At 39.0% G+C, this 14,710-nt stretch carries 11 protein-coding genes, 1 tRNA gene and 1 pseudogene; 9 read left to right on the plus strand and 4 right to left on the minus strand.

Annotation, left to right across the window (positions count from 1 at the left end; translation table 11 throughout):
* The first annotated feature begins 132 nt into the window (after nucleotides 1-132).
* The 4 genes from glgX (at nucleotide 133) to DQN24_RS06450 (ending at nucleotide 7,686) form a co-directional block, all read left to right on the plus strand.
* Nucleotides 133-2,112, plus strand: coding sequence for a glycogen debranching protein GlgX (glgX, locus tag DQN24_RS06435; RefSeq protein ID WP_021035217.1), 1,980 nt, complete (start codon nucleotides 133-135; stop codon nucleotides 2,110-2,112).
* A 22-nt stretch (nucleotides 2,113-2,134) separates the two neighbouring features.
* Nucleotides 2,135-3,436, plus strand: coding sequence for a glucose-1-phosphate adenylyltransferase (gene glgC, locus DQN24_RS06440; RefSeq protein WP_021035216.1), 1,302 nt, complete (start codon nucleotides 2,135-2,137; stop codon nucleotides 3,434-3,436).
* 107 nt (nucleotides 3,437-3,543) lie between these two features.
* The gene (glgA, locus tag DQN24_RS06445; RefSeq protein WP_111695559.1) at nucleotides 3,544-4,974 is read left to right on the plus strand and encodes a glycogen synthase GlgA; all 1,431 of its coding nucleotides are present in this window, start codon (nucleotides 3,544-3,546) and stop codon (nucleotides 4,972-4,974) included.
* A gap of 246 nt (nucleotides 4,975-5,220) precedes the next feature.
* A complete protein-coding gene (locus DQN24_RS06450) occupies nucleotides 5,221-7,686 on the plus strand; it encodes a glycogen/starch/alpha-glucan phosphorylase (protein ID WP_041175335.1) in 2,466 nt (821 codons plus the stop codon).
* Between the two features lie 361 nt (nucleotides 7,687-8,047).
* Here the strand turns inward: DQN24_RS06450 and DQN24_RS09140 are convergent.
* Together DQN24_RS09140 and fnr are read right to left on the minus strand one after the other, a co-directional pair.
* Nucleotides 8,048-8,195 (minus strand): annotated as a pseudogene (locus tag DQN24_RS09140) (IS1595 family transposase); the annotation flags it as partial.
* Between the two features lie 75 nt (nucleotides 8,196-8,270).
* Nucleotides 8,271-9,044 carry a fumarate/nitrate reduction transcriptional regulator Fnr gene (fnr, locus tag DQN24_RS06455; protein ID WP_021035212.1) on the minus strand — a complete coding sequence of 258 codons (774 nt, stop codon included), beginning with the start codon at nucleotides 9,042-9,044 and terminating at the stop codon, nucleotides 8,271-8,273.
* Nucleotides 9,045-9,327: 283 nt separating this feature from the next.
* Here fnr and DQN24_RS06460 point away from each other — a divergent pair.
* From DQN24_RS06460 to rnm, 3 genes are all read left to right on the plus strand, one after another.
* Nucleotides 9,328-9,413: transfer RNA gene (locus tag DQN24_RS06460), tRNA-Leu, on the plus strand.
* A gap of 229 nt (nucleotides 9,414-9,642) precedes the next feature.
* Complete coding sequence (gene pyrD, locus DQN24_RS06465) at nucleotides 9,643-10,662, plus strand: quinone-dependent dihydroorotate dehydrogenase (RefSeq protein WP_021035211.1); 1,020 nt, start codon at nucleotides 9,643-9,645, stop codon at nucleotides 10,660-10,662.
* Entirely contained in the window at nucleotides 10,662-11,486 is an 825-nt protein-coding gene (rnm, locus tag DQN24_RS06470) for an RNase RNM (RefSeq protein WP_050949181.1), read from the plus strand. Before pyrD ends, rnm begins: the two co-directional genes overlap by 1 nt.
* Nucleotides 11,487-11,590: 104 nt before the next feature.
* On the opposite strand, the gene DQN24_RS06475 is transcribed toward rnm, so the two are convergent.
* Both DQN24_RS06475 and fumC read right to left on the minus strand, forming a co-directional pair.
* Complete coding sequence (locus DQN24_RS06475; protein ID WP_021035209.1) at nucleotides 11,591-12,199, minus strand: chalcone isomerase family protein; 609 nt, start codon at nucleotides 12,197-12,199, stop codon at nucleotides 11,591-11,593.
* 127 nt (nucleotides 12,200-12,326) lie between these two features.
* Complete coding sequence (fumC, locus tag DQN24_RS06480) at nucleotides 12,327-13,721, minus strand: class II fumarate hydratase (protein ID WP_021035208.1); 1,395 nt, start codon at nucleotides 13,719-13,721, stop codon at nucleotides 12,327-12,329.
* Between the two features lie 235 nt (nucleotides 13,722-13,956).
* Here fumC and DQN24_RS06485 point away from each other — a divergent pair, with 235 nt between their 5' ends.
* On the plus strand, nucleotides 13,957-14,391 hold the full coding sequence (locus DQN24_RS06485) for a DNA polymerase III subunit chi (RefSeq protein ID WP_021035207.1): 435 nt from the start codon (nucleotides 13,957-13,959) through the stop codon (nucleotides 14,389-14,391).
* A gap of 3 nt (nucleotides 14,392-14,394) precedes the next feature.
* A complete protein-coding gene (gene yqfB, locus DQN24_RS06490) occupies nucleotides 14,395-14,703 on the plus strand; it encodes a N(4)-acetylcytidine aminohydrolase (protein ID WP_021035206.1) in 309 nt (102 codons plus the stop codon).
* Nucleotides 14,704-14,710 lie beyond the last annotated feature (7 nt).

Here is a 14,710-nt window from a genome sequence, read left to right on the forward strand (position 1 = left end):
TACCCCACGGTTAGGTATAGGCGTTCTCATTTGGAGAACCAAATAGCGGAATAGAATAGCAAATTACAACCCCAAAGGGGTTGGATTATAACTAACCTAGGGTAACTTGTTACCCTAGGAACAACGAAAGATATGTTTACGATTTACAACAACGGCAATCCTATTCCAATGGGATACTCACAAGCGGTCAAAAACAGTGTACAAATTACCAATTTCGCCCTGTTTTCTGCAGCAGCGACAGGCGTGGAGCTTTGTCTTTTTGATGAACAAAATCAAGAAACGCGCTTGCCAATGGTGCGTACTGAAAATGTGTGGCATTTGGCGGTAACTGGCGTGAAAACTGGTACGGAATATGGTTTTCGTATTTACGGAGAATTTGCCAATCCACAGAAATTGATACTCGATCCCTATGCGAAAGCCGTGAATGGTAAACCTGATTTAAGTAGCGAAGAAAGTCGTTCTTGGTTCTTGCTTTCGGATAATCGCGACAACGCACATCTTGCCCCAAGAGCGGTTGTGATTTCGGAAGATTTTGATTGGGAAAATGATTCCTCCCCCAATACGCCTTGGGCTGAAACTATTGTGTATGAATTACACGTTAAAGGGTTTAGCCAGTTAAACGAGAAAATCCCTGCGGCGTTGCGTGGTACTTATACTGGATTAGCACATTCTGTGAACTTGGCGTATTTGAAAGAGTTAGGCATAACTGCAGTGGAGTTGCTGCCTGTCAATTTCCATATCAATGAACCACACTTACAAGTACGAGGCTTACAAAATTATTGGGGATACAATCCCTTAGCTATGTTTGCGGTGGAACCTAAATATGCGGCAACAAATAATCCATTAGCTGAATTTAAAGCGATGGTGAAGACGTTTCACAAAGCAGGTATTGAGGTTATTTTAGATGTGGTATTTAACCATTCCGCAGAATCAGAGCAAACTTATCCAACATTCTGCCAGCGTGGCATTGATGATCAAACTTACTATTGGCGCAACGACAACGGGCATTACATCAACTGGACAGGCTGCGGAAATATGCTCAATCTTTCTTCTGATGTCGGGCGAAAATGGGTGGTGGATTGCTTACGTTATTGGGTGGAGCAATGCCACGTTGATGGTTTTCGTTTTGATTTAGCCTCTGTTTTAGGGCGTGATACGCCTGATTTCAACGCGTCAGCTCAGCTTTTTACAGATATTAAAAACGAGCCAAGTTTACAGAATATTAAATTGATTGCCGAGCCTTGGGATATTGGGCATTACGGTTATCAAGTCGGCAATTTCCCAAGTTATTTTGCCGAATGGAACGACCGCTTCCGTGATGATTTATGTCGTTTCTGGCTATGGAAAAGTGGCGAAATTGGTGCATTTACTGAACGCTTTGCAGGTTCTAGCGATTTATTTAAGAAAAATGACCGTTTGCCACATACTACACTTAATTTTATTACTGCCCACGATGGTTTTACGCTTAAAGATTTAGTGAGTTACAACCAAAAACATAATGAAGCGAACGGCGAAGAAAATCGCGACGGCAGAAACGAAAACTACAGTTACAACCACGGCATAGAGGGTTCGAGTGAAAACCTTGCTGAACCGCAAAAAAGTGCGGTGGAAAATAACCGCACTTTTGCACAAAGTGGCTTGTTAATGAGTTTATTGCTTGCAAATGGCACACCTATGTTGTTGGCTGGCGATGAATTCGGTAATACCCAATATGGTAATAACAATGTCTATTGCCAAGATAACGAGATTACTTGGCTTAAATGGGCAGAATTTAACACAGCATTATTTGAACTGACCAAGCAAACGATTGCACTTCGTAAGCAAATTGTCAGTTTAAACCAAGATCAATGGTGGTCGGATGAGAATGTACAATGGCTTAATATTGCAGGCGAACTGATGACAGTTGAAGATTGGCAAAATCAACAAACCAAAGCATTACAGATAGTTTTAGATAATCGTTGGCTTTTGTTGATTAACGCCAAAGCCGAAAGTCAGGCATTTTGCCTCCCCGCAGGGGAATGGACACCCCTAAATGGCACACACTATTTAACTCTCAATACACGGCAAACCGAGCTATGTGCAATGGGTTTCTGTGTATTGAGCAATGAATAACCAAAAGACTATGGAGATCCTTATGAAATCTGGCGACCTTAACAAATATGATTTAGTTAAAAACACTTTGGTGCTTGTTCTCGCAGGTGGACGTGGTTCACGTTTACACGAATTGACAGATAAACGTGCAAAACCAGCTCTTTATTTTGGTGGTAATCGTCGCATTATCGATTTTGCACTTTCTAATTGTATTAACTCAGGTTTAAACCGAATTGGGGTCGTGACTCAATATGCGGCACACTCCTTGCTTCGTCATTTGCAAACAGGCTGGTCTTTTTTGCCACAAGAGAGGGGGGAATTTGTCGATATGTTGCCAGCTCGTCAGCAAATTGACGATTCTACTTGGTATCGTGGCACGGCGGATGCGGTATATCAAAATATGGCTATTATTAAAAATCACTATCGCCCGAAATATATTTTGATCTTAGCAGGCGACCATATTTACAAACAAGATTACAGTGTGATGTTAATGGATCACGTCAATAGTGGGGCGAAATGTACCGTTGGTTGCATTGAAGTGCCACGTTCTGAGGCTCACGAATTTGGTGTGATGGCAGTAAACGAAAACTTGAAAGTGAAAGCCTTTGTGGAAAAACCGAAAGATCCGCCAGTCATAGTGGGCAAACCTGATGTTTCGCTTGCCTCAATGGGGATTTATGTATTTGATGCTGATTATCTTTATAAAATGCTTGAGCAGGAAGTTAATACCCCACAAACTAGCCACGATTTCGGTAAAGATGTGTTGCCAAAATGTTTAGAAGAAGGCACGCTTTATGCTCACCCATTCAGCCGTTCTTGTATGGGACGCAACACCGAAGGCGAAATTTACTGGCGTGATGTAGGGACGCTTGATAGTTTCTGGCAATCCAATATCGATTTAGTCTCTGAAAATCCACAATTAGATATTTATGACCAAAACTGGCCAATTCGTGGTAATCCTATTCAGGCTTATCCATCAAAATTTTTCTACAAACACTCCAATGTGCATCCAGTGGATAACTCACTTATCGGCGGCGGTTGTGTAATTACCGATGCTTCGATCAGCAATTCTGTGTTATTCGACCACATTAAAATTGACGCATTTTCAAAAGTGGATCACTGCGTGGTGTTACCACAAGTTAAAATCGGCAAAAATTGTGTGTTGAAAAATTGTATTATCGATCGTGAATGCGAAATTCCTGATGGTATGCAAATTGGTGTGGATATAGAAGAAGATAAAAAACGCTTCCGTATTAGCTCAACAGGCAAAGTCATTCTTGTAACCCCGAAAATGCTAAAGAAACTTGAGGGACACGAGATTGAAGAAGATGGGCATTTAGATTAGTTAGGAAAAATGCGGTCAAAATTGACCGCACTTTCTGAAACCCCTCTTTAGCAAAGAGAGGGGCTGATCGAGCGTTATTCATATTTATAGGGAAAATAAAGAACTCAATGAAAATACTACATGTTTGCTCGGAACTCTATCCGCTATTAAAAACAGGCGGGCTTGCCGATGTTTTAGGGGCATTACCCCAAGCACAAAACCAAATCGGGTTGGATGCTCGCGTTTTATTGCCTGCTTATCCTGCAATTACAGCAGGTATTCCGAATACCCAAGTGGTTGCCGAATTTGACAACTTCGCTGGGCACGTGGTGTTGCGTTATGGAGAATATAACGGTGTCGGGATCTATTTGATTGACGCACCGCACTTATACGGTCGCGAAGGCAATCCTTACCACAATGCCTATTACAATGACTACGGTGACAATTACAAACGTTTTGCTTTGCTCGGTTGGGTGGGGGCAGAATTAGCCACTGGTTTAGACAGCTGGTGGCGTGCAGAAGTGGTACATACTCACGATTGGCACGCTGGCTTATGTGCAGCATATCTGTTCAACAAAGGCCGCCCTGCGAAATCGGTGTTCACTATTCATAACTTGGCATATCAAGGGCAATTTTCTTATCATCATTTATACGAAATTGGTTTGCCTGCTGGAATGTTTAATGTGGACGGTTTGGAGTTATTCGGGCAAATTTCTTATTTAAAATCAGGCTTGTTCTATTCTGATTCAAGCACGGCGGTAAGCCCAACTTATGCAGAAGAAATCACGACACCTGAATTTGCCTATGGTTTGCAAGGCTTGCTTTCTGGCTTAAAAGCTCAAGGTCGTTTGGTGGGGATTTTAAACGGCGTGGACGAAAATATTTGGCATCCAAACGTGGATCAATACATTCCGCACCATTACAAGCTGAAATATATGGCAGGCAAAAAGAAAAACAAAGCTGAATTGCAAGCGTTTTTCAATTTGCCACAAGATGAATCTGCCTTGGCATTTGTGATGGTCACCCGTTTAACCGAGCAAAAAGGTGTCGATTTATTAATCGAAAGTGCAGACGAAATCGTCAAACAGGGCGGACAGTTGATGATTTTAGGCTCTGGTGCACCGCACTTGGAACAAGGCATTCGCGATCTTGCCGCCCAATATCCAGAAAATATTGCGGTAAAAATCGGCTATGATGAAGCCCTTTCGCATTTAATGGTCGCAGGTGGCGATGTGATTTTAGTGCCAAGCCGTTTCGAGCCTTGTGGCTTAACCCAACTTTATGGTTTGCAATATGGCACACTTCCACTTGTTCGTAAAACGGGTGGTTTGGCGGATACGGTGGTGGATAGCACTTCAGAAAGTATCAAAGCTCGCACCGCAACAGGTTTTGTGTTTGAACAGGCAACGGCAGATGATTTACGCCGCACCCTTCAGCACGCATTTTCAATTTGGAAGAAACCTAGAGCTTGGTCAATGATACGCACGGACGCAATGGAACAAGACTTCAGCTGGCGTAAAGCTGCAGAGCAATATAGAACACTTTATGAACGCTTGTAGTTTTATTCGTAAACTTTCTTAATAATCACACCGCTTGTGAAAGAATCTTTTGCAAGCGGTGTGATTGGGCTTGTTTTTTACAAAGATAAGCATAAAATTCGAACTACTTTTGTAGGCTGTGTGAACAACATTCACGCACTCAAAGAGCGGTCAAATTTTGATTGATTTTTGCAAACGTGCGTAAATTTTGAAAATTCATACACCCTACGTTAATCATTTCTTAGCATTCTAATAGAGGTTTTACCTATGATAATGGATAACTTTGATTCTCCATTCCAATATAATCGTCCTGAAATGACCGTTGAAGCGATTAAAAAATCAATCGTTTACAAACTCATTTTCTTAATCGGTCGCTCTCCACGTGAAGCCAGCCAACGCGATTGGCTCAATGCAACACTCCACGCTGTACGTGATTTGGTTACCGAAGGTTGGATTACCACTGCGCGCCAAACTCGAGCAGAAGATTCTCGCCGTGTTTACTACCTTTCAATGGAATTTTTAATCGGACGTACGCTATCTAATGCGATGATTGCAGAAGGCATTTATGGATTAGCACAGGAAGCACTTTCTGAATTAAATGTGGATTTAGAAGAAGTTTTAGAAAAAGAAGTAGATCCAGGCTTGGGTAATGGCGGTTTAGGTCGTCTAGCAGCGTGTTTTATGGATTCTATTGCGATCCTTGGTTTACCAGGTATGGGTTACGGTATTCGTTATGAATACGGTATGTTCCGCCAAAAAATTGAAAACGGTCAGCAAGTAGAACGCCCAGATGCGTGGCTTGAAAAAGGAGCGCCTTGGGAATTTATTCGTCCATCAAAACGTTTTACTATAGAATTTGGCGGTAATATTCACTTTGAAGGCAAAAAATGTATTTGGCAAGATACTGAAAAAGTGACCGCACTTGCTTACGACCAAATGATTCCAGGTTATCAAAATAATTCTGCTGCGACATTACGTTTATGGTCGGCACACGCAGGGGAAGTGTTTAACCTTGCCGACTTCAACCGTGGCGAACATTTAGCCGCATTAGAAGAGCATTCTGCAAATAAAAACTTATCTCGCGTGCTTTACCCTGATGATTCTACGTGGAATGGTCGCGAATTACGTTTACGTCAAGAGTATTTCTTAGTCTCTGCATCACTTCAAGATATTTTACGCCGTCACAAACGCACCCACGATAGCCTTGAAAACTTGGCGGATAAAGTGGCGATTCACTTAAACGATACCCACCCAGCGTTAGCGATTCCTGAATTAATGCGTATTTTAGTGGATGATGAAGGTTTTGAATGGAAAAAAGCGTGGGAGATGACGCATAATATTTTCTCTTACACCTGCCATACTTTAATGTCCGAAGCATTAGAAACTTGGCCAGTGGAAATGATGGCGAAAATCTTACCGCGTCATTTACAGATGATTTTTGAAATTAACGATCACTTCTTAGAATATGTCCGCACTTATGTGACGACTGACAACGATTTTATCCGTCGTGTTTCTCTTATCGAAGAAGGCTACCAACGCAAAGTGCGTATGGGCTGGCTATCCGTGGTAGGTTCACACAAAATTAACGGGGTTGCCGAAATCCACTCTGATTTAATGGTAACTTCAACCTTTGCCGATTTTGCTCGTATTTTCCCAGAACGCTTTACCAATGTAACAAACGGTATCACACCGCGTCGTTGGTTAGCCGTTGCGAATCCACAATTAGCCGCATTGTTTGATAAATATATCGGCTCAGAATGGCGTTGCGATTTAAGCCAAATCGAAAAACTCAAACCGTTCGCACAAGAAAAAGCATTTAAAGAGGCTGTCGCTGACATTAAATTTGCCAATAAAGTGAAATTGGCGGAGTACGTAAAACGCGAGTTAGGGGTAGAGCTTGACCCGCACGCTTTATTTGATGTGCAAGTAAAACGTATTCACGAATACAAACGCCAAATGTTGAACGTGTTGCATATTATCGCTCGCTACAATGAAATGCTTACCAACCCTGAAAAAGATTGGCAACCTCGTGTATTTATTTTAGCAGGTAAAGCGGCTTCAGCTTATTATGCGGCGAAACAAACCATTCACTTAATCAATGATGTAGCAAATGTAATCAACAACGATGAACGTTTGAAAGGTCGCTTGAAAGTAGTGTTTATTCCAAATTACAGCGTGAGCCTTGCTCAGTTGATTATTCCTGCAGCGGATATTTCAGAGCAAATTTCACTTGCAGGCACAGAGGCTTCTGGCACCAGTAATATGAAGTTTGCCTTAAATGGTGCATTGACACTTGGTACACTTGATGGTGCAAACGTAGAGATCTTGGAAAACGTGGGCGAAAATCACATTTTCATCTTCGGTAATACGGTAGAACAAGTGGAACAACTTCGTCGAGAAGGGTATCGATCATTTGAATACTACCAGAATGATGCTCAATTACGCACAGTTGTGGATCAAATTATTGAAGGTAAATTCTCACCAGAAGATCCTCAACGTTATCATCAACTATTACAAGGCTTGCAATACCACGATTATTATCAAGCTTTTGCTGATTTCCGCAGTTATGTAGAAACTCAAAAAGCCGTAGATGAAAAATACAAACAACGCGACCAATGGATTGAAAGTACCATTCAAAATATCGTGAATATGGGCTTCTTCTCGTCTGACCGCACGATTAAAGAGTACGCAGAGAGAATTTGGAAAGTTGAGCCAGTTCAATTAGGTGATTAATTTTATATTAAATAGCCAATAAATAAATTATCTGCATCAAACCAAGTTTGATGCAGATTTTTTTGGAGTGTTAGTTACAAACAAAATTACATAAATTTTTAAGCCAAAATCAGTACGGGCAGGTAGTATTTCATAGTCATTGTTTATCAATTTTTTAGATATAGTTTTTAATTAGATTTTAATTTACTTATACATAAAGTTTTATAGAATTTTGAGTAGGATAATTTTTATCCTAAATTTATTAATTTAAAATTTGGGGTTGTAGTAGATTAGCCTAAATATCACACTATTTTTCAAAATTTTAACAGTTTTTTTGATGTACTAAAGTTAAACTGAAACTTACATTATTCAAGAATAAAGAAACAAGCCTAATTATATGATAAAATAGATTTGTTGTATCAGGCTGTATACCAAGCAAGTTTGTAGTAGTTACCGTAGTAGTTTCAGCCAAAAAATTAAAATAATTTTTTCTGTAAAAATTTCTTTAATTTATAATGGGTTATTTTTATTTCTGCAGTGTATAATTGATGTACAACTTTATTTTATAAAAAATAAAAAAAAGGCGTGATACTCACACCTTAAATTTATTCAACTAATGTAATTTTTGTTTTATTCGTACCAGTTAATTCAATTAAACCATTTAAATCATTGATTGTAATATATTTGCCTTGTACGCTAATAACACCGAGTTTTTGAAAGCGACCTAATAAGCGGCTGATGGTTTCTACTGTTAAACCTAGGTAATTGCCAATATCGCCACGTGTCATCGTTAAACGAAATTCTTTTGCTGAAAAACCTCGAGCAGAATAGCGTTTAGAAAGATTATGAATAAAAGCAGCCAAACGTTCTTCTGCATTCATTTTAGATAGCAATAAAATCATCTCTTGATCACTTTTAATTTCACTGCTCATCAAACGTAAAATTTGCTGGCGTAGTTTTGGCATTTTTCCTGCCAAATCATCTAAAATATCAAAAGGAATTTCACATACCATAGCCGTTTCTAGAGCTTGTGCAAAACTAGGGTGTTGCATTTGAGTAATGGCATCAAAACCAACTAGGTCACCGGGCAAATGAAATGAAGTAATTTGTTCTTCGCCAGATTCACTAATCGTATAGCTTTTTATTGTGCCAGAACGAATAGCATAAATTGAATTGAGAGAATCTCCTGCTTTAAATAATACTTGAGACTTTTGAATCGGTTTTTTTCTCTCTATGATATTATCAAGCTGATCTAATTCTTGTTCATTTAAGGTAAAAGGAATGCAAAGCTGACTAATACTGCAATCCTGACAATGAATCGCACAACCGCCTGATTGAATTTTGCGCCCTGATTTAGCTTCTGCAACGAAATTTTTCATGTACGCCTCAAATATTGAAAAAAAATAGTGTAAAATTGATCTAACGCAAATATTCTACCACTAATTAGTCAGATTAAGAAGAGTAAAGCATTATGGCAGCTGAAAAATTAACAAAAAAACGTTTAGCTCAAATTTTAATTATGTTGTGCATTTTAATTATTGCATTTGTTTGGCGATATTTTTAGAAAACAGAAAATTCTTGCTTATTTTTAAAACAAATGGATTATTTCTAATAAATTTTGCTTGTCACACTCTTATATATGCGTATAATTCGACCCATTAAGCCTGGGTGGCGAAATTGGTAGACGCAGCAGATTCAAAATCCGCCGTTGAATAAACGTGTCGGTTCGAGTCCGACCCTAGGCACCATAAAAATAAAACTAGCCGTGTTAATCGCGGTTTTTTTATACATAATTAAAATGTATTAATGCTCGTGTAGAGCTTAATTTTGCAATATTTTCCCTTGATTCTTTCTATATTTCTTTATTATTTGCACATCATCTGTGTTCCTCGTAGAATACGAACAATCTTTCCCTTAAAGTGCGGTGAAAATTAACCGCACTTTCTTACAGTAAACTATCCTGAGAGATAAACGAGTATGTATCAATTATTCCGTCAAGGCATTTTCCAAATGGATGCTGAAAAGGCTCATAATTTCACGATTCAATGCTTGAAATTAGCTGGTAATCCTTTATTTCAACCGATCTTAAAATCTCTTATTCATGCACCCAAAGGCTTTCCGAAAACAGTAATGGGTGTGAATTTTCCTAATCCTATTGGATTGGCGGCTGGGGCGGATAAAAATGGTGATGCGATTGATGGTTTCGGTGTATTGGGTTTCGGTTTTCTCGAAGTAGGAACTATTACGCCCGTTGCACAAGATGGGAATGTAAAGCCACGTCAGTTTCGTTTAATTGAAGCTGAAGGCATTATTAACCGTAATGGCTTTAATAATAATGGCATAGACTATCTTATAGAAAATGTGAAAAACGCCCGTTATCAAGGCGTGATTGGTATCAATATTGGTAAAAATAAATTCACGCCTTTGGAACAAGGCAAGGATGATTATATTTTCTGTTTGAACAAAGCCTATAACTACGCAGGTTACATTACGATGAATATTTCATCCCCCAATACACCAGATTTGCGTCAGTTACAATATGGTGATTATTTCGATGACTTATTGCGAGGCATCAAGGATCGTCAGGCTATTTTGGCAAACCAATATAATAAATATGTGCCGATTGCGGTAAAAATTGCACCAGATTTAACGGAAAGTGAATTAGTGCAAATTGCGGATACGTTAGTTCGTCATAAAATGGATGGTGTTATTGCAACGAATACCACGGTTTCTCGTGATACGGTTATGGGGATGAAAAATGCGGAGCAGCAAGGCGGATTAAGTGGAAAGCCGTTACAGCATAAAAGCACGGAGATTATTAAGCGATTACATCAAGAACTGAAAGGTCAGATTCCCATTATTGGTAGCGGTGGCATTGATGGTTTGCAAAATGCGCAAGAGAAAATTGAGGCTGGTGCCGAGTTGTTACAAGTTTATTCAGGATTGATTTATCACGGTCCAAAATTAGTAAAAGATTTAGTAAAAAATATTAAATAATGACAAAAAAATACGACTTACATTGTCACAGCACCGCATCAGATGGGGTATTAAGTCCAACTGAATTAGTCCAGCGTGCTTATGCGCAAGGCGTGAACGTGTTGGCATTATGCGATCACGATACGATTGCAGGTATTGATGAAGCACAGATAGCAGCTAAAGAAGTAGGCATTGAATTAATTACTGGAGTAGAAATTTCCACAAATTGGGAAGGGCGAGGGATCCATATTGTAGGATTAAACTTCGATAAAACTCATCCCAAAATGACCGCACTTTTGCAAAGCCAAAAAGCATTACGTGAAAAAAGAGCGGTGGAAATTGGCGATAAATTAGAAAAAGCAGGTATTCCTAATGCTTATGAAGGTGCGAAAGCTTTAGCCAATGGCGAAGTGACGCGTGCTCATTACGCGCGTTATTTGGTGCAGATTGGTAAGGTATCTAATGATGGTCAGGCCTTTAAACGCTATTTAGGGCAAGGAAAACCAGCATTTGTCAAAGCAGAATGGACAGATATTCCCACGGCGATTGATATAATCCATGCCGCAGGCGGTATAGCCGTTATTGCCCATCCGTTACGTTATAACATGACGGGGAAATGGGTGCGTAAGCTGATAACCGATTTTAAGGCTTGGGGCGGTGATGGCATGGAAATGGCGGATTGTGGTCAGACAAAAGATCAACGTCAAATGCTTGCTCGTTGGGCAAAAGAATTTGATCTGCTGGGATCCGTTGGCTCCGATTTTCATTTCCCTTGTGGCTGGATTGAGTTAGGAAAAAATTTAGATTTAGTTGGGGGCGTTATCCCAGTTTGGGAAAAATTTTAACAAGCCATAATGTATAAATACCTGTTTCCTTGAAAAGCTAAATTATAAAATTTATTTGGAAACAGGTATTTTTTACGTTTTAACAGATGGATGAAAGATAAATTTTAGCTTTGAGAGTTTTTTTGACTATCTAATAAATAATGTGGCGGCAACTCAGGCATTGACTCTTGTTCATCAAAGGATTCACTTTTAGGTTTGAGATAAAATTCAGCCGCTTCATGATTGCTTTTCGTTTTGCCTAATAATTGTGGCTGAAGTTTTACAAAAGTGCTATTCGGTGCAAGCCAAATGCCGATAAATGCTTGATTAAATTTAGCATCAAAATCGTGTTCCAAAACTGTATCATTTAATACAAAGTAACCTTTATCGGGTAAAGCAATATAGTTCAATATATCGTTTGGGGAAAAATCAGGAAAGGTCTCTTGCATTTCTTTTAGCCAGCTTTGAGTATCGCCATCATTAAGTTTTAAGGTTTCGATTTCTTTAATGAGCGTAATCGCAAAATTTTTTCCTTCAATGGGTTTTTCATATTTGAACGAGAGCATTAATGGACGTTCATTTTCTTGATAAGTGCCAGTTTCGGAAAATAAACCAATGGTATAAACATGGAACGGCCCCCAAGTATATTCGGCATTTCCGATAGGTTGCCAATGGGCAAAAGGTGCGGTAGAAAAAAACGTTATCATTGCCACAAAAAGGGATTTCATTTTCATAATAAATTGCCGTGAATAAAATTGTGTTGATTATAACAAACCGCATCAAAAAACAAATGATAAACGAGTAAAAAGGCGAGTAATTTTACTCGCCTTTAATATTACTGATGTTAATTTGTGCGGTGGATTATTTTAAGCTACCCACCATATCTTCAGGGCGAACCCATTTATCAAAATCTTCGGCAGAAACTAAGCCTAAATTAATCGCCTCTTCACGCAATGTTGTGCCATTTTTGTGCGCAGTTTTTGCAATTTTAGCCGCGTTTTCATAACCGATATGCGTATTAAGTGCGGTCACCAACATTAATGAATTTTCAAGTTGTTGTTTAATGCGTGGATAGTTTGGTTCAATACCCACTGCACAGTGTTCATCGAAAGATACGCAAGCATCGCCCAATAATTGAGCGGATTGTAAGAAGTTTGCAATCATCACAGGGTTGAACACATTTAATTGGAAGTGACCTTGCGAACCCACAAATGCGATGGTGGTGTCATTACCAAATACTTGTGCGCAAACCATTGTCATCGCTTCACATTGAGTTGGATTTACTTTACCCGGCATAATTGAAGAACCCGGTTCATTTTCAGGAATTAAAATTTCGCCAATTCCTGAACGAGGGCCTGATGCTGATAGACGAATATCGTTCGCAATTTTAAATAAACTCATTGCTAATTGACGTAATGCACCGTGAGTTTCAACAATCGCATCGTGTGCTGCTAATGCTTCAAATTTATTATCTGCAGTAACAAAAGGGAGAGCTGTGAATTTCGCAATGTAATCTGCCACTTTCACATCATAGCCTTTCGGCGTGTTCAAACCTGTACCAACCGCAGTGCCACCCAACGCTAATTGACTTAAATGTGGAAGAGTATTTTTTAATGCTTTTAAACCGAAATCTAATTGAGCAGCATAAGCTGAAAATTCTTGACCTAATGTGAGTGGCGTTGCATCCATTAAGTGAGTGCGGCCAATTTTTACCACGTTTTTGAAGGCTTCAGATTTTGCTGCAAAAGTTTTTTGTAAACGTTCAACACAAGGAATGGTATGTTCAACTACTTTTTTATATGCCGCAATGTGCATTGCTGTTGGGAAAGTATCGTTTGAGGATTGTGATTTATTCACATCATCATTTGGATGAATGATTGATTTTTCGCCTAATTTTCCACCGTTTAGCACATGCGCACGATTTGCAACCACTTCGTTCACATTCATATTGGATTGTGTACCAGAACCGGTTTGCCAAATAACGAGTGGGAATTGATTGTCTAATTTATTTGCTAAAATTTCGTCACAAGCTTGAGCAATTAAATCACGTTTTTCAAGAGGTAATACACCCAAATCATGATTAGCAAATGCAGCTGCTTTTTTCAAATAGCCAAAAGCTTCGATAATTTCATGTGGCATTGATGCGGCAGGACCGATTTTAAAGTTATTGCGTGAACGTTCAGTTTGTGCAGCCCAATATTTATCTGCTGGAACTTGAACTTCACCCATTGTGTCTTTTTCAATACGAAATGCCATCCTGTACTCCTATGAATTGAATGAAAATTAAAACTGAATTGATTTTAACACTTCCGAGTTATGAGTGGAACGTAACAAAAACGTTAAAAATCAGTTTTGTGACATAGATCATAAAAGTGCGGTGGATTTTCAGACATTTTTAATAATATCTATTTAATTATTTATCTTCCAAGGTTTTTTCGTTAAAATCCTCAACTTTGTATGGGGCTAGATTGAGAAAATAACGGGGCAAAAAATGGCAAAAAATGCACAATTTTATATTCTTACTGAAAATTGTACTTTAACTGTCGAAGAAATAGCCTGTAATCTTGCTGCCTCAATATGGCGTTCAGGGAAAAAAGTACTAATTAGTTGCGAAAGTGAGAGCCAAGCATTAGAAATTGATGAACTTTTGTGGCAACGAGATCCTAATGAATTTGTACCGCATAATTTATCGGGGGAAGCCACACAATATCCTACACCGATTGAGATTTCATGGCTTGGGAAACGAAATTTACAACGCCGTGATGTGCTAATTAATTTGCAACAAGAAATCCCAGATTTTAGCCATAGTTTTACCCAACTTATTGATTTTGTACCGAAAGATGATGTCTTAAAAACACAAGCTCGAGAACGTTATAAACAATTACGTCTGCAAGGTTGGAATCTTTCTACTGAAAACGTGGGTTAATAAATGAATGACATTACCTTTTATCAACGCTTTGAAGCCGACATTCTCGCCGGGCGTAAAACGATTACCATTCGGGATAAATCTGAAAGCTATTTTAAAGCGGGCGATATTCTACGTGTTGGTCGATTTGAAGATAATCAATATTTCTGCACCATTGAAGTGCTAAGTGTATCGCCGATTACTCTTGACGAGCTGACGGAACAACATGCGAAGCAGGAAAATATGGGATTGGAAGAATTGAAAGAGGTGATTCGGGGGATTTATCCAAAGGAAAAGAACTTCTTCGTCTTAAACTTTAGATTATATTTGTGAATAACCA

It is taken from the genome of Haemophilus influenzae (assembly GCF_900475755.1).
In the GTDB taxonomy this organism is placed as follows: Bacteria; Pseudomonadota; Gammaproteobacteria; order Enterobacterales; family Pasteurellaceae; genus Haemophilus; species Haemophilus influenzae_D.

Excerpts from the sequence above, each read along its gene's own strand:
- glgX (WP_021035217.1), top strand. The coding sequence starts at position 133 with ATGTTTACGATTTACAACAACGGCAATCCTATTCCAATGGGATACTCA.
- glgC (WP_021035216.1), top strand. The coding sequence starts at position 2,135 with ATGAAATCTGGCGACCTTAACAAATATGATTTAGTTAAAAACACTTTG.
- glgA (WP_111695559.1), top strand. The coding sequence starts at position 3,544 with ATGAAAATACTACATGTTTGCTCGGAACTCTATCCGCTATTAAAAACA.
- DQN24_RS06450 (WP_041175335.1), top strand. The coding sequence starts at position 5,221 with ATGATAATGGATAACTTTGATTCTCCATTCCAATATAATCGTCCTGAA.
- fnr (WP_021035212.1), bottom strand. The coding sequence starts at position 9,044 with ATGAAAAATTTCGTTGCAGAAGCTAAATCAGGGCGCAAAATTCAATCA.
- pyrD (WP_021035211.1), top strand. The coding sequence starts at position 9,643 with ATGTATCAATTATTCCGTCAAGGCATTTTCCAAATGGATGCTGAAAAG.
- rnm (WP_050949181.1), top strand. The coding sequence starts at position 10,662 with ATGACAAAAAAATACGACTTACATTGTCACAGCACCGCATCAGATGGG.
- DQN24_RS06475 (WP_021035209.1), bottom strand. The coding sequence starts at position 12,199 with ATGAAAATGAAATCCCTTTTTGTGGCAATGATAACGTTTTTTTCTACC.
- fumC (WP_021035208.1), bottom strand. The coding sequence starts at position 13,721 with ATGGCATTTCGTATTGAAAAAGACACAATGGGTGAAGTTCAAGTTCCA.
- DQN24_RS06485 (WP_021035207.1), top strand. The coding sequence starts at position 13,957 with ATGGCAAAAAATGCACAATTTTATATTCTTACTGAAAATTGTACTTTA.
- yqfB (WP_021035206.1), top strand. The coding sequence starts at position 14,395 with ATGAATGACATTACCTTTTATCAACGCTTTGAAGCCGACATTCTCGCC.